Consider the following 18,796-nt stretch of genomic DNA (forward strand, 5'->3'; position numbering starts at 1 on the left):
GCGACCGGGTGAGGAGGTTGTGCGGGAACGTCAGCTCGCGTGCACTCGCCCGGGTGAACCAGTCAGGCCCCGAGTCGACAACCCGGACGGAGGTCCCGGGTCAAGTCCGGACCCGGAGCTTGACCTGGAGCGCGCTCCAGGTGGGAGTCTGGACAGGTGGATTCCTACTCACCCGCCGAAGTGACCGCCCGGACCGGCTTCAGCATCGACACGCTCCGCTACTACGAACGCATCGGCCTGCTGCGCGACGTCCACCGCACCGCGGGCGGGCGCCGTCGCTTCACCGAGGACGACCTGCGGTTCCTTCACCTGCTGCGCTGTCTGCGCGACACCGAGATGCCGATCGCCCAGATGCTGCGCTACGTCGAACTGCTGCGCGAGGGCGACGACACCCAGGCCGAACGCCTCGCCGTGCTGCAGGACCACGAGACGCGCGTGGCCGAGCAGATCGACCGGCTGCGCGGGCACCAGGAGCACATCCGGATGAAGATCGCCTTGTACGGCGCCGCAGTCGACCAGACGCCGCTGGACCAAACCGAAGACCTGGCCAAGGTCTGAGCCGAGCCGGTGGAGCGGCGCCGCGGCGCCACCCCACCGGAGGGTGCTCAGTTGAGCAGACCGTGCGGGTCCAGCACGTACTTGCGCGCCGCGCCCTGGTCGAACTCGTGGTAGCCGCGCGGTGCGTCGCCGAGGCTGATCGGCGTCGCGTTCACGGCCTTCGCGATCTGCACGCGATCGTGCAGGATCGCCATCATCAGCTGCCGGTGGTACTTCATCACCGGGCACTGGCCCGTGGTGAACGTGTGCGACTTCGCCCAGCCCAGCCCGATCCGGATCGACAGCGAACCCTGGCGCGCCGCCTCGTCGCCGGCCCCGGGATCGCCGGTCACGTACAGGCCGGGAATGCCCAGCGCCCCGCCCGCGCGCGTGAGGTCCATCAGCGAGTTGAGCACCGTCGCCGGGTGCTCGGTCGCCGATTCGCGCCCGTGCCCGCGCGCCTCGAACCCGACGGCGTCGACACCGCAGTCGACCTCCGGCTCACCCAGGATGGCGGCGAGCTGGTCCTTCGGGTCGCCCTGCGACACGTCCACGGTCTCGCAGCCGAAGCTGCGCGCCTGCGCGAGCCGTTCGGCGTTGAGGTCACCCACGACCACCACCGCGGCCCCGAGCAGCTGCGCCGACGCGGCCGCGGCCAGCCCGACCGGGCCGGCTCCGCCACGTAGACCGTCGACCCCACCGTGACACCCGCCGTGACGCAGCCGTGGAAGCCGGTCGGGAAGATGTCCGAGAGCATCGTCAGGTCCAGGATCTTCTCCATCGCCTGGTCGCGGTCCGGGAATTTCAACAGGTTCCAGTCGGCGTAGGGCACCATCACGTACTCCGCCTGGCCGCCGACCCAGCCGCCCATGTCGACGTAGCCGTAGGCCGAACCCGGCCGGTCCGGGTTCACGTTCAGACAGATGCCCGTCTTGCCCTCCTTGCAGTTGCGGCACCGTCCGCACGCGATGTTGAAGGGCACCGAAACCAGGTCGCCCACCTTGATGAACTCCACGTCACGACCGGTCTCGATCACCTCTCCGGTGATCTCGTGGCCCAGCACCAGTCCCTGCGGTGCCGTCGTGCGGCCGCGGACCATGTGCTGGTCGGAACCGCAGATGTTGGTCGCGACGTTCTTCAGGATCACGCCGTGCTGGGTTTCCCGGCCTACGTTCGCCGGGTTCACCCCCGGGCCGTCCTTGAGCACGAAGCCGGGATACTCGATCGTGTCGACCTCGACCTTGCCCGGGCCCACATAACTGACCGCTTTGTTGCCTGCCATGAATTTCTTGCCGCCTTCCTCGTTCGTCGGTGAACAGGTTTGGCGCGGCGTTGGGTCTCCCCGTCACGTCAGGCATTCCATGCTAACCCTGTCACGGACACCGGCGCGCTGACTTGCCCGCGGCCGCTCGGGTCGGCAAGATCGACCGCGGCGGGGGGCCGGTCGTGTGCAGCTTTCGGCATGAGGAGCCAGCGTGGAGATCGTCGAGTTCACCCCCGAACGCGAGCAGTACGCGTGGACCTTCGGCGGGGTCGCCCCGATCCGGACGGTGCAGCCCGGCACGGTGTTGAAACTCTGGACCGAGGACGCGTTCAGCGGCCGGTTGCAGAGCGCGTCGGACAAGCCGAGCGAGAAGCTGGACATGCGGGAGGTCAACCCGCAGACGGGACCGTTCTTTGTGGACGGCGCGGAACCCGGTGACACACTGGCGCTGCACTTCGTGGATCTGGAACCGGCGCGTGACTGGGCCGCGTCGGCGACCATCCCGTTCTTCGGCGGGCTCACCGCGACCGACCGCACGGCGATGCTGCACGAGCCGCTGCCCGAGCTGACCTGGATCTACCAGCTCGACCGCGAGAAGCAGGTCGTGGTGTTCGAGGCGCTGCGCGGTGACTTCCGCGTGGACCTGCCGGTTGAGCCGATGCTCGGCACGGTGGGTGTCGCGCCGGCCGGGCGGGAGGTCCGCACGTCGCTGGTGCCGGACATGTTCGGCGGCAACATGGACACGCCGGAGATGAAGGCGGGTGCCACCTGCTACCTGGGCGTGAACGTGCCGGGTGCGCTGTTCTCGGTCGGCGACGGGCACTACCGCCAGGGTGAGGGCGAGGCCTGTGGCACGGCCGTGGAAGGCGCCATGAACGTGACGCTGATCGTGGAGCTGATCAAGGGCGGCGCGCCGGTGTGGCCGCGCATCGAGCAGGACGAGAACTACGTGGTCGTCGCTTCCTCGCGTCCTCTGGAAGACGCGTGGCGGTCGAGCCAGCACGGCATGATCGGCTGGCTCGGCGAGCTCTACGGGCTCGACCCGCTCGACGCCTACCAGCTGCTCACGCAGATCAGCCAGGCCCCGCTGGCCAACGTCGTCGACGCGAACTACAGCGCCGTCACCAAGATCGCCAAGCGCCTGCTGCCCACGGGCGAGGCCTACGGCGGAATGCACCGGTACCTGCGCGAGCAGGCCGCGAAGCTCTAGGAGGAAAACGCATGGATCTGCGGCTGGCCGGGCGCAAGGCCCTGGTGACCGGCGGTACCAAGGGGATCGGGCGCGCGGTCGTCGCCGCGCTCACGGGCGAGGGCGCCGCGGTGGCGTTCTGCGCGCGCACCGAATCCGAGGTGCGCGCCACGGAGAAGGAGTTCCGCGACGCCGGCGCGACCGTGTCCGGCGACGCCGTGGACGTCGCCGACGGCGAAGCGCTGACCTCGTGGGTCGAGCGCGCCGCGGCCGACCTGGGCGGCCTCGACATCGTGGTGGCGAACGTCAGCGCCCTGTCCATCGGCCCGACCGAGGAGAACTGGCGCGCGAGCTTCGAGGTCGACCTCATGCACACGGTGCGCGTCGTCGAGACCGCACTGCCGTACCTGGAACGCAGCGAGGCCGCCTCGATCATCGCGATCTCGAGCGTTTCCGGCCGCGAGATCGACTTCGCCGCTCCTGCGTACGGGACGATGAAGGCCGCGGTGGTGCACTACATCCAGGGCCTGGCCCTGCAGCTGGCGCCGAAGGGCATCCGTGCCAACACCGTGTCGCCCGGCAACACGTATTTCGAGGGCGGCATCTGGCACAGCACCGAGAGCGGCAACCCGGAGCTGTTCAACACCGCGCTCGGCCTCAACCCGATGGGCCGCATGGGCACGCCGGAGGAGATCGCGTACGCGGTGACCATGCTGGCGAGCTCGCAGGCGTCGTTCATCACCGGGACGAACCTGGTCGTCGACGGTGCGCTGTCGCGGGGTGTGCAGCTGTAGGTCTCAGTTCTGTTCGGCGCTGTGTTGTCCGGCGCTTCGGGCCCTCGGGTTCGGAGCGCCGAGCTGTTTGCGAACGAAGTCGATGCCCGCGGTGGTCATGGCTTCGCGAGTGCCGAGTCCGTAGACGTGGCCGGCGTCCTCGAGCCACGCGAACTCGGCGTCGGCGCCCGCCTGCCAGTAGGTGGCGATGAGGGTTTCGCTCTGGGTGACGGGCACGACGTCATCGGCGGTGCCGTGCACGACCAGCAGCGGCGCGGCGGACTCGCTCACGTGCGTGAGCGGGCTGGCCGCGGCGGCGAGCGCCGGGTGCTGCGCGGGCGCGCCACCGAGCAGCCACGCGTGCGGGTCTTCGCCGGTGGCGTGGAACGGTGAGCTCGGCGGAGGCGGCGGCAGCCGCGTGAAGTCCGAAGGCGGGCTCCACGCCACGGCCGCCTGCACCACGCTGTCCGGGCCGAGCAGGCCGATGTCGCCTTCCAGCTCGGGCCGGCCGCCGGTCACGGCGAGCATCACCGCCAGGTGCCCGCCCGCGGCGTGGCCCCAAGCGGCGAACCGGTCCGGGTCCAGCGCGAGCGTCGTGTGGTGGTGGCGCAGCCAGCGCACCGCGGCCTTCACGTCGTGCAGCTGTGCCGGGTACACCGCTTCGCGGCTGTGTCTGAAGTGGACCAAAGCCACCGCGAACCCGGCCGCGGGCAACCGTTGGGCGAGATACCGGCCGAGCGGCGCGTGCTTGGGCGAACCCACGGCGAACGCACCGCCGTGCACGAACACCACCACCGGCCACCCGGTGGGCGGCGGCGGACCGGCCGGCACGGCGAGGTCGAGCAGCAGCGGCCGGTAGCCGAGCAGGGGAGCGACCACGGCGTCGCGGTAGAGCACCCGGCCGGCGGCGGGCTCGGGGTCCGGCGGGGCGGTCTGCGGGAGAGCGGGGAGCACCTGGGTCACGAGCCGACTATCACCCACCCCGGCCGCCGGCCGGTAGCCGTACCAGGAAGCGGGACGAGGTGGTGTTTCCCGGCATCCGGACCGATTTCGCGCAGCCATGAGGTGCTGCCCGTCGCCCGGGCGGCCGGCGGCATCCGTCACAGGGCGAACGCGACCGACCGCACGATCAGCGCCGCGAAGAACACCACGGTGAACGCGAGGTCGATCGACAGCCCGCCGGCGCGCACGGGCCGCAGCACACGGCGCACGGGGGCGATCACCGGCTCGGTCACGCGGTGGCTGTAGTAGCGCGCCTTCCCGAGCCACGCCGGCCCGGTGGTCGCCAGGCGCGTCCAATCCAGGATCATGCGCGCGATCAGCGCGAGGATGAACAGGGTCAGCACGTACCCGACCAGCGTTCCGATCAGGCTCATCACACACTCCTCAGGGTGGGTCGTTCACCTGGCTCAACGCCGGGAGCGCCCGCGGAGTGTCCCGTTTGGGGGAGTTCTCAGCGAGTTATCAGCGAATGGTCAGCCCGGGACCACCGTGACCCGCGGCTGGAGCACGCGGTCGAACCCCACGACGCGCCGCGCCCCCGTGATCGGCAGCGCCAGCACGGTGTGCGCGACCGCGCTCGACGGGCCCACGAGCAGCTCCACCGCCCCGGTGTCGACGATCCGGTCGCCGGCCCGGCCGGTGTAGGAGGCGAGGTCCGCGTGCAGGTCCAGGTGCACCACGCGGGTCTGTCCGGGCGGGAGTGCCACGCGCGGCGCGGCGATCAGCTGCCGCAGCGGGCGTGCCACCTCGGCGACCGGGTCGTGGAGGTAGACCTGCACGACTTCAGACGTCGCCGTGCCGTGCGGGTTGTGCAGTGTCACGCTCACCCGGCACGACCCGTCCGCCGGCCACGCGGTCGCGCCGGTGACCGAAACCCACGTGGCCGGGTGGTAGGCGAGGCCGTGGCCGAACGGGAACAGGGGCGTCGGGTCGACCGAGCTGACGTCGCTGCGCGCGGCCGGCGCCGCGCCGAGGTAGGTCGACGGCTGGCTGGCCCCGGCGGCCGGAAAGCTCACCGGCAGGCGGCCCGACGGCTCGACCCGGCCCGTGAGGACCCCGGCGAGCGCCGCGGCGCCCTCTTCCCCGGGGTAGAACCCGCACACGACGGCCGCCAAGCGCTCGACCTGGCGCGAGAGCTCGTAGGGCCGGCCGGACAGCAGCACCAGCACCACGGGTGTGCCCGTCGCCAGCACCGCTTCGAGCAGCTCCTCCTGCCGGCCGGGCAGCCGCAGGTCGGCGGCGTCGCAGCCTTCGCCGGACGTACCGCCGCCGAACAGGCCCGCCCGGTCGCCGAGCACGGCGACGCAGACGTCCGCCGCCGCGGCCGCCTCGACGGCCGCGGCGAGGTCGGTGTCCGTGCCGCCGGTGACGCCGCAGCCGGCGGCGAAAGTGACGTCGAACGACTCCCGCAGCGCCTCGGCGACCGTGGGCACGTCGAGCCCGAACCGCACGTCCGGGTGGTGGACGCCGACGTGCATCGGGAACGAGTAACAGCCGAGCATCGCGCCCGGTTCGTCCGCGCGCGGGCCCACGACCGCCAGCCGGACACCGGAACGCAGCGGCAACGCTCCGGTGTTCGACAGCAGCACCACCGACCGCTCGGCGAGCTCTCGCGCCAGTGCCCGCGACTCGGCGTCGTCCAGCTCGGTCCCGGCCGGGTGGGGCGACCAGCCGGGATCCAGCAGGCCCAGCTCGAACTTCTGCGTCAGCACGCGGTGCAGCGCTCGGTCCACCAGGGACTCGTCGATGCCGCCGTCCGCCAGCGCGGCCACGAGCGGCGAGCCGTAACAGTCCACTGTGGGCAGTTCGACGTCGATGCCCGCCGTCAGCGCCTGTCCCGCCGCGTCCGCCGGTCCGGTGGCGACGTTGTGCAGGGCGTGCAGGAACGCCACGGAGAAGTAGTCGGACACCACCGTGCCGGAGAACCCGTAGCGTTCACGCAGCAGCGTGGTGAGCAGACCCGGGTCGGCCGCCGCCGGCAGCCCGTCGAGGTCGGTGTAGGAGTTCATCACCGACCGCGCCCCGGCGCGCAGCGCGTGCTCGAACGGGGGCAGCAGCACGTCGGCGAGCTCGCGCGGGCCGACCGACACCGGCGCGAGGTTGCGCCCGGCCTTCGACGCGGAGTAACCCGCGAAGTGTTTGAGCGTCGCGACGATCCCGGCCGACTCGAGCCCGGCGACGTAGGCCGCGCCGATCGTGCCCACGAGGTACGGGTCCTCGCCGATGGTCTCCTCGATCCGGCCCCAGCGCAGGTCCCGCGCCACGTCCAGTACCGGCGCCAGCCCCTGGTGCACGCCGAGCGCCCGCATGGTCTCCCCGATGCGGAAAGCCATGCGCCCCACGAGATCCGGGTCGAAGCTCGCGCCCCAGCACAGCGGCGCCGGGTACACCGTGGCCTGCCACGCCGCCAGGCCCGTGAGGCACTCCTCGTGCACCACGGCGGGGATGCCGAAGCGCCCGCGCGCCACGATCTCCTCCTGCGTCCGCGCGAGGCCCCGCGCGCCGATCTCCGGGTCGACCGGCCGCGTGCCGAACGCGCGGGTCAGCTGCCCGACCCCGTGGGGCACGAGCGCGTCCCAATCCGGCGGGTCGTGGGCGAAGTCGTGCTGGTGCGGCGCGACCTCACCACCGGAGTCCATGCCGACCCAGATCCCGGACAGCTGCGCCACTTTTTCCCGCGTGGTCATGCGCGCCACGAGGTCGCGCACGCGCTCGGCCACGGGCAGTCGCGGGTCGCGCCAGGGTTCGGGCGCGGTCTCGGTCGTCACGCGCCGGCCCGCGGCGCGGCGCTCGACGAGCGCACCACCAGTTCCGTGTCGAGCACCACGGGCTCACGCTCCTCGGGGTCGCCGTTGATGAGTCCGATGAGGACGGTGATGGCCCGGTGGCCCATCTCGCGGATGGGCTGCTGCACCGTGGTCAGCGGGGGAGTGCACAGTGCCGACTCGGGGATGTTGTCGAAGCCGACCACCGAGACGTCGTCCGGCACGCGCAGGCCCAGCACCGTGGCGGCGGCCAGGGTCGCGATGGCGGAGGTGTCGTTGCCGGCGAACACGGCCGTGGGCCGGTCGGGGCGGGTCAGCAGCTCCCGCGCCGACGCGGCCGCCAGCTCGCCGTCGTAGTCACCCGCCACGACAAGGGTTTCGTCCACCTCGACACCGGCCGCGGCCAGCGCGCGCCGGTAGCCGGTTTCGCGCAGCTGGGCGGACTGCAGGTCCGGCCGGCCCGCGAGCAGCGCGATCCGCCGGTGCCCGAGCTCCAGCAGGTGCTCGGTCGCCAGCTGTGCGCCGCGCAGGTTGTCGGAGACGATCGCCGGCATCGGTGAGCGCCCGGTGTGCGGATCCACGGCGACGACCGGAGTCCCGGGCAGGCCTTCGAGCTCGGCCGCGGGCGTGACGAGCACGGCGCCGTCGACGAGCGTGCCGCTCAGGCGCGAGAGGTACCGGCGCTCCCAGCCCTCCGGATCGCCGGTGCGCCCGCCCGCCGAGTACACGACGAGCTCGAACCCGGTGCCGCGGATCGCGTCCGCCGCGCCCTTGAGCAGCTCGGTGCTGAACGGCTCGAGATCGGCCACGAGGATGCCGATCACGTTGGTCTTGTGGTTGCGCAGGCTCTGCGCCACGAGGCTCGCCTCGTAGCCCAGCTCGTCGATCACGGCACGGACGCGCGCGAACGTGTCGGCGGCGACGCCGTAGCGCTGGTTGATCACCTTCGAGACCGTCGCGACCGACACTCCGGCACGGGCGGCGACGTCACGGATCGTGACACGGGAACGAGGCTGCACCGGCACAGACTAGCGATGTAAAACGTTATCGACAACGATTGACACGGGAATTTCGGGCGCGCAGACTCTTCGCCATCCCGGGCGCCGTCACGCCCCGTCCAACTCGGCCGAAGTCGTCAGGAGTGGATCCGCCATGCGTCCCAGCCGGAGATTTCCCCTCGCCGCGCTCGTCGCGGCAGCCGCGCTCGTGCTCTCCGCGTGCGGGGGAGGTGGCGACGAGGGCCCGGCCGCCGCGTCGGGACCGGTCACCCTGACCTGGTGGCACAACGGCACCGCGGAACCCGTGCGCTCGCTGTGGCAGCAGGTCGCCGACGACTACCACCGGGAGCACCCCGACGTCTCGTTCACGGTGCAGCCGATCCAGAACGAGGAGTTCCCCACGAAGGTGCCGCTGGCGCTGCAGTCGGCCACGCCGCCGGACCTCTACCAGCAGTGGGGCGGCGGGGACGAGGCCTCCCAGGTCGAGTCGGGCCGCGTGGCGGACCTGACGTCGTCGGTGCAGGGCTGGATCGGCGGACTGGGCTCGACGGCGCAGGGCTGGCAGGTCGGCGGGAAGCAGTACGGCGTGCCGTACGTGCAGCACGTCGTCGGATTCTGGTACCGCAAGGACCTCTTCGCCCAGGCCGGGATCACGGCCCCGCCGACGACCATGGCCGACTTCGCCGCCGCCGTCGGCAAGCTGAAGGCCGCGGGCATCGCGCCCATCGCGCTCGGCGGCAAGGACCGCTGGCCCGACGCGTTCTACTACGACTACTTCGCCGTGCGCGAGTGCTCCCCGCAGGTGCTCAAAGACGAGATCGCGGCCGTGAAGCTGCAGGACCCGTGCTGGGTCAAGGCCGGCCAGGACCTGCAGGGCTTCCTCGCGACACAGCCGTTCCAGACCGGTTTCAACGGCACGCCGGCCCAGCAGGGCGCGGGCAGCTCGGCCGGGCTGGTCGCCAACGGCAAGGCCGCGATGGAGCTGCAGGGCGACTGGGACCCGAGCACGATGTCCTCGCTCACCGACGACAAGGACCTCGACGCCAAGCTCGGCTGGTTCCCCTTCCCGTCGGTGCCCGGTGCCGCAGGTGACCCCGCCGTGCTGCTCGGTGGCGGTGACGGGTTCTCGTGCACGACGCGCGCCGCGGCCGCGTGCGCCGGGTTCCTGCAGTACCTCACGAGCACGCCGGTGCAGAAGAAGATCGCCGAAGCCGGGTCGGGCCTGCCGGTGAACGCGGACGCGGTGGCGTCGTTGAAGAGCGAGTCCCTCAAGGCGGTCGCCGAGCAGACGCGCAAGGCCTCGTCCGTGCAGATGTACTTCGACCGCGCGTTCCCGACCGCCGTCGGGCAGGCGCTCAACGACGCCGTCGCGAACCTGTTCGCGGGGCAGGGCAACCCGGAAGCGGTGGTGCAGGCCGTGAACCAGGCCGCCACCGGGAACAAGTGATGGCGGCTCCCGCTCCGCCGCGGCCGCTCGCGCGGACCGTCCACAGTGCACGCGAGCGCCCCGCGCGGCGCCGGGGCCGCACCCGGCTGGAGCTGGCGCTGCTGCTCGGCCCCTCGCTGGTGCTGTTCGCCGGGTTCGTGCTCGTGCCCATCGGCATCGCGGTGTACTACAGCTTGTACTCGTGGAACGGGTTCGGCCCGCTCACGAACTTCGTGGGGTTGCAGAACTACGCCGACGCGTTCGGCGGCGCGGTGTTCCGCGGCGCGATCGGGCACAACGTGGTCATCGCCGTGCTCTCCATCGTCATCCAGCTGCCGCTGAGCATCGGCCTCGCGCTGCTGCTGGACCGCAAGCTCAAGGGCCGCACGGTCCTCCGGATGGTCGTGTTCGCGCCGTACGTGCTGTCGGAGGCCATCACCGCGGTGATCTGGCTGCTGATGTTGCAGCCGAACGGGTTCGTGGACGAGCTGCTGCGCGGCGTGGGCCTGGGCGGGCTCGTGCACCAATGGCTCGCGGACCCGGGCCTCGTGCTCTACACGCTGTTCGTGGTCATGACGTGGAAGTATCTCGGCTTCGGCATCATCCTGCTGCTCGCGGGCCTGCAGGGTGTGCCACCGGAGCTGCGGGAAGCCGCCGCGCTAGACGGCGCCACCGGGTGGCAGACCACGCGCCACGTGGTGCTGCCGCTGCTCGGCCCGACGATCCGGATCTGGGTGTTCCTGAGCGTGATCGGTTCGCTGCAGCTGTTCGACCTCGTGTGGATCATGACGCTCGGCGGGCCCGCCAACGCGTCGACCACGATGGCGAGCTACCTCGTGGACCACGGGTTCAAGCGCTATGAGTTCGGCTTCGGCAGCGCGGTCGCCGTGGTGCTGTTCGCGATCTGCTTCGTGTTCGCGCTGGTGTACCAACGGTTCGCGCTTCGCCGTGACACCGCCGGTGCCCTGACCCGGGCGGTGAGCTGACGTGGCGGGCCGGCGCTGGGGCCTGGTCGCGGGCTACGCGGCCGCGGTCGTCGTCGTGGTGGTCACGGTGGTGCCGCTGCTGTTCGTGGTGCTCGGCGGCTTCCGCACGAACGGGCAGCTCAACACCGACCCGGCTGGCCTGCCGGGACCGTGGGTGTGGGACAACTACCGCAGTGTGGTCACCTCGCCGGACTTCTGGCGGTTCCTCGGCAACAGCGCGCTGATCGCGGTGCTCGCGACCGCGCTGGCCGTGGGCCTGGGCTCGATGGCGGCGTTCGCTTTGTCCCGCTACGCCTTCAAGGGCCGCGAAGCCGTGTATGCCCTGTTCACGCTCGGGCTGCTCTTCCCGCTGGGCGTCGCCACGCTGCCGCTGTACCTGTGGTTGCGCCAGCTGGGGCTGCTGGAGAACCCGCTGGGCGTCGCGATCCCCGAGGCGGCGTTCTCGCTGCCGGTGACGATCGTGATCCTGCGGCCGTTCATGCACGCCGTGCCCGGGGAGCTCGAGGACGCCGCGGTGCTCGACGGCGCGAGCCGGCTCGGATTCTTCTGGCGGATCATGCTGCCGCTCTCGGCGCCCGCGCTCACCACGGTGGCGGTGCTCGCGTTCGTCACGAGCTGGAACGCGTATCTGCTGCCGCTGCTGGTGTTCAACGACAGCGCGCATTTCACGCTGCCGCTGGGCGTCGCGACGTTCCAGTCGCAGTATTCGCAGGACACGGCGCGAGTGCTGGCGTTCACCGCGCTGTCGATGGTGCCGGCGCTGGGGTTCTTCGCGGTGGCGCAACGGCGGATCGTGGGTGGGCTGACCGGGTCGGTCAAGGGCTGATCACTTGCCCCGCCGGATGGTCTGCGGTGGAGTGAGGAGGCACGCACCGTCGGCTACAGGAGGTTCGCGTGGGTGAGCAGGCTGGAGAACGGCGCAGCGCGGCTTGGTTCGGCGCGTCGGGCCGCGCCGGGATGATCCACCGGTCGTGGATGCGGTCGCAGGGTTTCGGCTCCGACGTGTTCGATGGCCGGCCCGTGATCGGGATCGCGACCAGCGCATCGGAGCTGGCGCCGTGCAACGTGCACCTCACGCGTGTGGCCGAGGCGGTGAAACGCGGGGTGTGGCAGGCCGGCGGGTTCCCGTTGGCGTTCCCGACGATGGCCACCGGCGAGACGCTCATGCGCCCCACCGCCATGCTCTACCGCAACCTGATGGCGATGGAGGTCGAGGAGCTCATCCGCGCCAACCCGCTCGACGGCGTGGTGCTGCTGTCCGGCTGCGACAAGACCACCCCGGCGATGCTGATGGGCGCGGCGAGCGTGGACCTGCCCGCGGTGATGGTGACCGGCGGGCCGATGCTCAACGGCAAGTTCCGCGGTGCGGACGTCGGGTCCGGCACGCACGTGTGGAAGTTCGAGGAGGAACTCAAGGCCGGGCGCATGAGCCAGGAGGAGTGCTTCTTCGCCGAGGGCTGCATGGCACGCTCCAACGGCCACTGCATGACCATGGGCACCGCGTCCACCATGGCGTGTCTCGCTGAGGCACTCGGCATGCAGCTGCCCGGCTCGGCGACGTGGCCGGCCGTCGACGCGCGCCGCTTCGAGACGGCGCAGGCGGCGGGGCAGCGGATCGTGGCGATGGTCGAGGAACAGTTGCGGCCGTCGTCGATCCTGACCCGCGAGGCGTTCGAGAACGCGATCCGCGTGAACGCGGCCATCGGCGGCTCCACCAACGCGATCATCCACCTGCTGGCGCTCGCGGGCCGCGTCGGCGTGCCGCTGCAGATGTCGGACTTCGACGCGCTGGGCCGCGACGTCCCGACGCTCGTGAACCTGATGCCGTCGGGCAAGTTCCTGATGGAGGACTTCTGCTACGCCGGTGGTCTGCCCGTTGTCGTCCGGCGCTTGGCCGAAGCCGGCCTGCTACACCCCGGCACGGTCACGGTGACCGGGAAGTCCTTGGCGGACAACGTGTCCGACGCCCAGTGCTGGAACGACGAGGTGATCACCCCGGTGACCGAGCCGTTCCAGCCCACGGGTTCGGGCACGGCCGTGCTGACCGGGAACCTCGCTCCCGACGGTGCGGTGATCAAACAGTCGGCCGCCTCGCCGGACCTGCTCACGCACACCGGCCCGGCGCTGGTGTTCGACACCGCCGAGGACTACCACCGCGTCGCCGACGACCCGGATCTGGACGTCACCGCCGACACCGTGCTGGTCATCCGCGGCGCCGGCCCGAAGGGCTACCCGGGTATGCCGGAGGTCGCCAACGTGCCGCTGCCGGCCAAGCTGCTCAAGAACGGCGTCACCGACCTCGTGCGCATCTGCGACGGCCGCATGTCCGGCACCGGCTACGGCACGGTCGTGCTGCACGTCAGCCCCGAGTCCGCCGCGGGCGGGCCGCTCGCCCTGGTGCGCACAGGCGACCGGATCACGCTGGACACCCCGGGGCGTTCGCTGACCCTGCACGTGTCCGACGAGGAGCTGGTGGCCCGGCGTGCGGCGTGGTCGGCGCCGGAATCGCCTTATGTCAGCGGCTATACGTGGCTCTACACGCACCACGTGACCCAGGCGAACCAAGGCGCGGACTTCGACTTCCTCCACGGTTCCCGCGGCCCGGGTGTACCGCGCGATTCGCACTGACGGGGTTTCGGTCATCCGTCGGCGGTGGTGCGGGTGAACCAGGCCGCCAGGGCGGAGCGCGGGCGGACGCCGAGCTTCGCGCGGATGCGTTCGAGGTGGGTGGCGACCGTGCGCGGGGCGATGCCGAGGCGGCGGGCGATCTGCTGGTTGGTGAGGCCGTCGGTCACGAGGGCGGCGACGGTGTGCTCCTGGGGCGTCAGCTGACCGTGGCCGGTGGCGTGGAAGTGCGCGCTCGCGTCGAGGGCGTGGGCGACGGCCGCGGCGAGGGAGACGCGCGCGCCCGCCCGGGTGGCCGCGTGGGCGCGGCGAGGGTCGAGGCCCGTGGTGGCGGCCGCGGTCGCCTGCCGGACGCGATGGCGCCACGCGGGTTCGGCGACGGCGCCCAGCCCGCGGCGGACGGCGTCGGCGCAGGCGAACAGGCCCAGCGCGCGCTCGTGTTCGCCGCGGGTGGTGAGGACGATCGCGACGCCCTCGGTGAAGTACGGGACCTTCAGCCCGTCGGTGGGGTTGGTCACGAGCAGCGCTTCCACGAACCGCGCCTCGGCCGTCGCGTGGTCGTGCGCAGCGAGGGCCAGCGCGCCGGCGGTGTGCAGCACGCTGGCGAGCCGCCCGGGCGTCGCGTGGGCGCGGGCGAGGGGGAGGCCTTCGGCGAGGACGTCGCGGGCGGTCGTGAGGTCGCCTGACTCGAGGGCGGCCCAGGCGAGATCGTTGAGCAGCAACGAGATCACGGCCGGATCGGCGAGCTCGCGCGCGATCGTCAGCGCTTCGCGGTAACGCTCGTCCGCGCGCCGGCCCGACGCCCGCAGCCCGGCGGCGAGCAGGTCGAGGATCGATGCTTTGCGCGCCTTTCGGTCCAAAGCGGACTCGATGGTGAGGGCTTCCTCGCCCAGCTTCAGCTGTTCGGCGTACCGGCCGGTGCGGTGCGCCGCCTTGCACAGGGCCGCGAGGAGGGAGGCCTTGAGGTCCGGCCGGTCCTCGACGTGCGGCAGTGCGTCGCGCAGCAGCTGCTCGCTCTCGGCGACGTTGCGGCCCAGCGCCAGCCACGACCGCGCGAGCCCGCACGTTAACGTCGCCAGCCGGGCGTCGCCCCGCTCGGTGAGCCAGCCGATCGTAGCGTGCACGGGTTCGGCGCGGGCGACGAGCTTCCGGCAGAGCCCGTCCGGCACCAGGAACGCGGTGAGGTGCGGTTCGATCTCCCTCTCGAGGTGGTCGGCCAGCCGCTCGAAGGCGGCGTCAGTGCCGCCCGCCGCGCCGAGCTGCTCGCGGGCGAAGGCTCGTCCGGCCGCCCACAGGCGCAGACCGGTCGTGCCGTCGGCCGCGGGCTCGGGCACCAGCAACGACGCCGCCACCAGCCGCTCCAGCACGTCGGGCCCGGCCCCCAGCACGGCCGCGAGCTCGGCGTCGAACGGCCCGGGCAGCACCGACAGCCGTTGCCAGGCCTCGCGTTCGGCCTCGCCGAGCCGCCGGTGGTCGCGCTCGAGGTCCGCGCGTACCGAACGCCTGCCGGGCGCCAGGTCGAGCGCCGTCCGGAGTCCTTGGCGCGCTCCCGCCACCCCCAGCAGCCGCACCCGCGGCGCGACCAGTTCGAGAGCCGCGGGCACGCCCTCCAGGACCCGGCACAGCTCGGCGACCTCGCCCTGGTTCACGGCCAGAAACGGGTCGAGCAGCTGAACCCGGTCCACCAACAGCCGCGCCCCATCGGCGGGCGCCAGCCCCCGCAACGGCAGCACCTGCTCACCCTCGACTCCCAAAGCCATGCGGCTGGTCGCGACGATCCGCAGGTTTCGGTGTTCCCGCAGCAGCCGCGCGACCAGTGCGGCGCAGACATCGGGCCGCTCCTCGCAGCCGTCGAGCACGAGCAGGTCGCCGAGGTCGGCGGGGAGGCGGATGGTGCTCGGGGCGAGGAGCCGCTCGCTTCCGTCAGGCGCGAGCGGTTGCGCGGGGTGGGTCGGGGTGTCGGTTGCGTCGGCGGGGGACTGGCGCTTGCTGGCATCGGGAGCGAGCGCGGGTTCGGGGTCCGGCGCGACGCCGGCTGTGCTCGCCCCGAGCCGGAGGTCACTCTGGTTGCGCACGACTGGTTGCTCCAGGTTGTCCGGGGCGTGGATCGTGCCTGCTTCAAGCAGGTGCTCGCTGCCGTCTGGAACCACCGACTGCCTGGGCTCGACGGCACCGCCGGCCGTGTTCGCGCGGGCCTGGCTGCCGTGCCCGTCTGGCGCAACCCGCTCCCCAGGCTCGGCCGAGCCACCCTCCACAGTGGACGCATTCACCCAACAAGCCCCACCCAGCTCCGCCGCCAGGCGGGACTTGCCGATGCCCCCGGGTCCGGTGATCGTCACCAGCCGGTGGTGGCCCAGCAGCCGGCGCAGGGCAGTGAGCTCCGTGGCGCGTCCGGGGCACCCCGCGCCGGCCCGGCGGGACCGCACCCGGCGGCGGTAGGCGCGCTGGCGGCAGGCGCCGGAGCAGAAGCGGGCACGGCGGCCGCCTGCGGGGCCGGGTGGGGCCGGCAGGGGAGCGCCGCAGGTGAGGCAGCGCAGGTCCGGCGGCATGGTCTGGACCCTAGAACCGCGGACGTAACGCACGCCAGGCCCATTTGGGCGCATCCGAGCAGGAGTTTCGTAACATCAGGCCGTGCTGCCGACTGGGCTCGACCCGTTCCACTGCCTACGTTGAGTTCACATATCTGCCAGCTATTCAGATACTTGAACGGAGTTGCAGTGCTGCCTCCTTCACGGTCCCGATTCCGGCTCTCGCTGATCGTCGCCACCGTCGCCGGGTTGCTCGCCACCACCGCGGGGGCGGCCGGCGCCGCGCCCGCGCAGCAGCCGCCGCCTCAGGTTTGTGCGTTGCCGATAATTTCGCTCGCGTGCCAGCCCGACACCGTGGTGCTCGACGGGACGCGGCTGACGAAGAACCGCGTCGGGCTGCTGCTCGGCGACAGAACCCTGCGCACGTCGCTGACCGACCTGCTCAAGCAGGCCGACGCCGCGCTCACCAAGGGCCCGTGGACGGTCGTCGACAAGGAGCGCGTGCCGCCGAGCGGTGACAAGCACGACTACCTGAGCCTCGCGCCCTACTGGTGGCCCAGCCAGCCGGCGACGGCCGACAACCCGCAGGGCTGCCCGTACGTCCAGCGCGACGGCGTGCTCAACCCCGAGACCACCGCCGTCCCGGACAAGGCCGAGCGGCTCACCGCGTTCAGCTCCATCTACCAGCTCTCCCTCGCCTGGTTCTACACGCGCAAGCCCGAGTACGCGCAGCGCGCGGCCCTCGACCTGCGCACCTGGTTCCTCGACGCCGCCACGAAGATGAACCCGAACCTCGATTTCGCGCAGGGCATCCCGTGCAAGAACGACGGCCGCGGCATCGGCATCATCGAGTTCGCCTACACCTTCACCCAGGTCCTCGACGCCGCCCGGATCCTCGACGCGGGCGCGCCCGGCTGGTCGAAGACCGACGCCACGGCGATGAAGGGCTGGTCGGCCGACTTCCTGACCTGGCTGCGCACGAGCAAGAACGGCACGGACGAAGCCGCCGAGACCAACAACCACGGCTCCTTCTACGACATGCTCTCCGCGGGCATCGCGCTCTACGCGGGCGACAAGGCGCTCACCAAGCAGATCGTGACGGGAGCCGAGAAAACCCGTCTCGACCACCAGATCGCGGCCGACGGCAGCCAGCCCGAGGAGTCGACGCGCACGCGCAGCTTCCACTACCACACGTTCAACCTCGTCGCGCTGACCCGGCTCGCGCAGATCGGCCGCCACGTCGGCGTGGACCTGTGGGCCTACCGGACGCCGGAGGGCGGCAGCCTGTTCAAGGCCGTCGACCACCTGCTGCCCGCCGCGACCGGTGGGGCGTCGTTGTGGCCGCTGCCCGACCTGAACTTCCTGCAGTACGCGGCGCTCGACAGCGTCCACGCCGCCGCCGACGCGGGTGACGCCCAGGCGAAGGCCGCGCTTGCGCACATCCCCGCCCCGCCGGGAGGTGATCTCTACCCGGTCCGCCCGGCCGCCGAGCAGCTCGACGACATCTCGGTCACCGGCTGAGCCCGGCGCCGCGGCGGGGCGCGTCCCCGCCGCGGCAGGCTTGGTCTTGTTATCGGACTCAGCACGTGGGAATGTTGGTTGGAAATTCCTACCGATGGAGGACTCCTCGTGACCGAGCTGCCGCGCAAACTCGCCGCCCACCCGTCGGTGCGGGCCGTGCTGGAGCGCGGCACCCCGCCGAAGCCCGGGCCGATCGACGCCGCCTGGCTGCGCGAGCTGGCGTTGGCCGCGGGCGCCGACGACGTCGCGGCCGTTTCGCTGGAGCACCCCGACCTGGCCGGGGAGCGGCCCCACGCACTCTCCGCGCTGCCCGGCACGCGCAGCCTGGTCTCCCTCGTGGTGCGGATGAACCGCGACAACGTGCGTACGCCGGCGCGCAGCGTCGCGAACCAGGAGTTCCACCGCAGCGGCGAGATCATCAACGAGGCGGCCCGCGCGATCACCCGCGTGCTGCAGGACGCCGGCTACCGCGCGCTCAACCCGTCGGCGACCTTCCCGATGGAGATGGACCGCTTCCCCGGCCGGATCTGGGTGGTGGCGCACAAGACCGTCGCGGTCGCGGCCGGCCTCGGCGTGATGGGCCTGCACCGCAACGTGATCCACCCGAAGTTCGGCAACTTCGTCCTGCTGGCCACGCTGCTCGTCGACGCCGAGGTGACCGACTACGGCGAGGCGCTGGACTACAACCCGTGCGTGGAGTGCAAGCTCTGCGTGGCCGCGTGCCCCGTCGGCGCCATCGCGAAGACGGGCGAGTTCGACTGGGCCGCCTGCTCCACGCACAACTACCGCGAGTTCATGGGCGGGTTCACCGACTGGGTGGAAACCGTCGCCGACAGCGCCGACGGCGCGGAGTTCCGCGAGCGCGTCACCGATTCCGAGAACGCGTCGATGTGGCAAAGCCTCTCCTTCAAGGCGAATTACAAGGCGGCCTACTGCATGGCGGTGTGCCCGGCGGGTGAGGACGTGCTCGGGCCGTATCTCGAAGACCGTCGCGAGTTCATGCGCACCGTGCTGCGACCGTTGCAGGACAAGGAAGAAACGATCTACGTGACCCCGGACTCGGCCGCGAAGTCCCATGTGGAACGCCGGTTCCCGAACAAGACCGTGAAGGTGGTCCCCGGCCGCACGCCGTGAGTTCACCCGGACGGGCAGGCGGTTCTCACGCCCGTGAGCCCGACCGCG

15 protein-coding genes and 2 pseudogenes are annotated in these 18,796 nt (G+C 71.7%); 9 read left to right on the top strand and 8 right to left on the bottom strand.

The window, feature by feature from the left end; translation table 11 throughout:
- The first annotated feature begins 156 nt into the window (after positions 1 to 156).
- Positions 157 to 558, top strand: a complete 402-nt coding sequence (locus QRX50_RS28170; protein WP_285966166.1) for a MerR family transcriptional regulator — start codon at positions 157 to 159, stop codon at positions 556 to 558.
- A gap of 47 nt (positions 559 to 605) precedes the next feature.
- Here QRX50_RS28170 and QRX50_RS50430 read toward each other — a convergent pair whose 3' ends face one another.
- The 3 genes and pseudogenes from QRX50_RS50430 to QRX50_RS50440 all read right to left on the bottom strand — a co-directional run.
- Positions 606 to 953: a hypothetical protein gene (locus QRX50_RS50430; RefSeq protein ID WP_285966167.1), complete on the bottom strand. Its 348-nt coding sequence runs from the start codon at positions 951 to 953 to the stop codon at positions 606 to 608.
- Between the two features lie 111 nt (positions 954 to 1,064).
- Positions 1,065 to 1,502 (bottom strand): annotated as a pseudogene (locus tag QRX50_RS50435) (hypothetical protein); the annotation flags it as partial.
- Positions 1,394 to 1,819, bottom strand: a pseudogene (locus QRX50_RS50440) (alcohol dehydrogenase catalytic domain-containing protein); the annotation flags it as partial. The pseudogenes QRX50_RS50435 and QRX50_RS50440, both read right to left, overlap by 109 nt.
- A 193-nt stretch (positions 1,820 to 2,012) precedes the next feature.
- Here QRX50_RS50440 and QRX50_RS28185 point away from each other — a divergent pair.
- Complete coding sequence (locus QRX50_RS28185) at positions 2,013 to 3,011, top strand: acetamidase/formamidase family protein (protein ID WP_285966169.1); 999 nt, start codon at positions 2,013 to 2,015, stop codon at positions 3,009 to 3,011.
- A gap of 11 nt (positions 3,012 to 3,022) precedes the next feature.
- Complete coding sequence (locus QRX50_RS28190) at positions 3,023 to 3,784, top strand: SDR family NAD(P)-dependent oxidoreductase (protein WP_285966170.1); 762 nt, start codon at positions 3,023 to 3,025, stop codon at positions 3,782 to 3,784.
- Positions 3,785 to 3,787: 3 nt separating this feature from the next.
- Here the strand turns inward: QRX50_RS28190 and QRX50_RS28195 are convergent, their stop codons facing one another.
- From QRX50_RS28195 to QRX50_RS28210, 4 genes are all read right to left on the bottom strand, one after another.
- The gene (locus tag QRX50_RS28195; protein ID WP_285966171.1) at positions 3,788 to 4,726 is read right to left on the bottom strand and encodes an alpha/beta hydrolase fold domain-containing protein; all 939 of its coding nucleotides are present in this window, start codon (positions 4,724 to 4,726) and stop codon (positions 3,788 to 3,790) included.
- A gap of 137 nt (positions 4,727 to 4,863) precedes the next feature.
- On the bottom strand, positions 4,864 to 5,139 hold the full coding sequence (locus QRX50_RS28200; RefSeq protein WP_285966172.1) for a YggT family protein: 276 nt from the start codon (positions 5,137 to 5,139) through the stop codon (positions 4,864 to 4,866).
- A 99-nt stretch (positions 5,140 to 5,238) separates the two neighbouring features.
- The gene (locus QRX50_RS28205) at positions 5,239 to 7,533 is read right to left on the bottom strand and encodes a beta-glucosidase family protein (RefSeq protein WP_285966173.1); all 2,295 of its coding nucleotides are present in this window, start codon (positions 7,531 to 7,533) and stop codon (positions 5,239 to 5,241) included.
- Complete coding sequence (locus QRX50_RS28210; protein WP_285966174.1) at positions 7,530 to 8,549, bottom strand: LacI family DNA-binding transcriptional regulator; 1,020 nt, start codon at positions 8,547 to 8,549, stop codon at positions 7,530 to 7,532. Before QRX50_RS28210 ends, QRX50_RS28205 begins: the two co-directional genes overlap by 4 nt.
- A gap of 133 nt (positions 8,550 to 8,682) precedes the next feature.
- Here QRX50_RS28210 and QRX50_RS28215 point away from each other — a divergent pair, with 133 nt between their 5' ends.
- From QRX50_RS28215 to QRX50_RS28230, 4 genes are all read left to right on the top strand, one after another.
- Positions 8,683 to 9,975, top strand: a complete 1,293-nt coding sequence (locus tag QRX50_RS28215) for an extracellular solute-binding protein (protein WP_285966175.1) — start codon at positions 8,683 to 8,685, stop codon at positions 9,973 to 9,975.
- Positions 9,975 to 10,940, top strand: coding sequence for a carbohydrate ABC transporter permease (locus tag QRX50_RS28220; RefSeq protein WP_285966176.1), 966 nt, complete (start codon positions 9,975 to 9,977; stop codon positions 10,938 to 10,940). Before QRX50_RS28215 ends, QRX50_RS28220 begins: the two co-directional genes overlap by 1 nt.
- A 1-nt stretch (position 10,941) precedes the next feature.
- Positions 10,942 to 11,766, top strand: a complete 825-nt coding sequence (locus QRX50_RS28225; RefSeq protein WP_285966177.1) for a carbohydrate ABC transporter permease — start codon at positions 10,942 to 10,944, stop codon at positions 11,764 to 11,766.
- 131 nt (positions 11,767 to 11,897) lie between these two features.
- The gene (locus QRX50_RS28230) at positions 11,898 to 13,568 is read left to right on the top strand and encodes an IlvD/Edd family dehydratase (RefSeq protein ID WP_285974585.1); all 1,671 of its coding nucleotides are present in this window, start codon (positions 11,898 to 11,900) and stop codon (positions 13,566 to 13,568) included.
- Between the two features lie 11 nt (positions 13,569 to 13,579).
- On the opposite strand, the gene QRX50_RS28235 is transcribed toward QRX50_RS28230, so the two are convergent.
- On the bottom strand, positions 13,580 to 16,114 hold the full coding sequence (locus QRX50_RS28235; RefSeq protein WP_285966178.1) for an ATP-binding protein: 2,535 nt from the start codon (positions 16,112 to 16,114) through the stop codon (positions 13,580 to 13,582).
- 168 nt (positions 16,115 to 16,282) lie between these two features.
- On the opposite strand from QRX50_RS28235, the gene QRX50_RS28240 reads away from it, so the two are divergent.
- Positions 16,283 to 17,614, top strand: a complete 1,332-nt coding sequence (locus QRX50_RS28240) for an alginate lyase family protein (protein WP_285966179.1) — start codon at positions 16,283 to 16,285, stop codon at positions 17,612 to 17,614.
- A 108-nt stretch (positions 17,615 to 17,722) separates the two neighbouring features.
- Positions 17,723 to 18,748, top strand: a complete 1,026-nt coding sequence (locus QRX50_RS28245; protein ID WP_285966180.1) for a 4Fe-4S binding protein — start codon at positions 17,723 to 17,725, stop codon at positions 18,746 to 18,748.
- The last annotated feature ends 48 nt before the right edge of the window (positions 18,749 to 18,796 follow it).

This window comes from Amycolatopsis sp. 2-15 (assembly GCF_030285625.1).
Taxonomy (GTDB): Bacteria; Actinomycetota; Actinomycetes; order Mycobacteriales; family Pseudonocardiaceae; genus Amycolatopsis; species Amycolatopsis carbonis.

What these genes read in the sequence shown, in the direction of transcription:
- QRX50_RS28190 (WP_285966170.1), top strand. Translation starts at nt 3,023, where the DNA reads ATGGATCTGCGGCTGGCCGGGCGCAAGGCCCTGGTGACCGGCGGTACC.
- QRX50_RS28230 (WP_285974585.1), top strand. Translation starts at nt 11,898, where the DNA reads ATGATCCACCGGTCGTGGATGCGGTCGCAGGGTTTCGGCTCCGACGTG.
- QRX50_RS28200 (WP_285966172.1), bottom strand. Translation starts at nt 5,139, where the DNA reads ATGAGCCTGATCGGAACGCTGGTCGGGTACGTGCTGACCCTGTTCATC.
- QRX50_RS28235 (WP_285966178.1), bottom strand. Translation starts at nt 16,114, where the DNA reads ATGCCGCCGGACCTGCGCTGCCTCACCTGCGGCGCTCCCCTGCCGGCC.
- QRX50_RS28215 (WP_285966175.1), top strand. Translation starts at nt 8,683, where the DNA reads ATGCGTCCCAGCCGGAGATTTCCCCTCGCCGCGCTCGTCGCGGCAGCC.
- QRX50_RS28220 (WP_285966176.1), top strand. Translation starts at nt 9,975, where the DNA reads ATGGCGGCTCCCGCTCCGCCGCGGCCGCTCGCGCGGACCGTCCACAGT.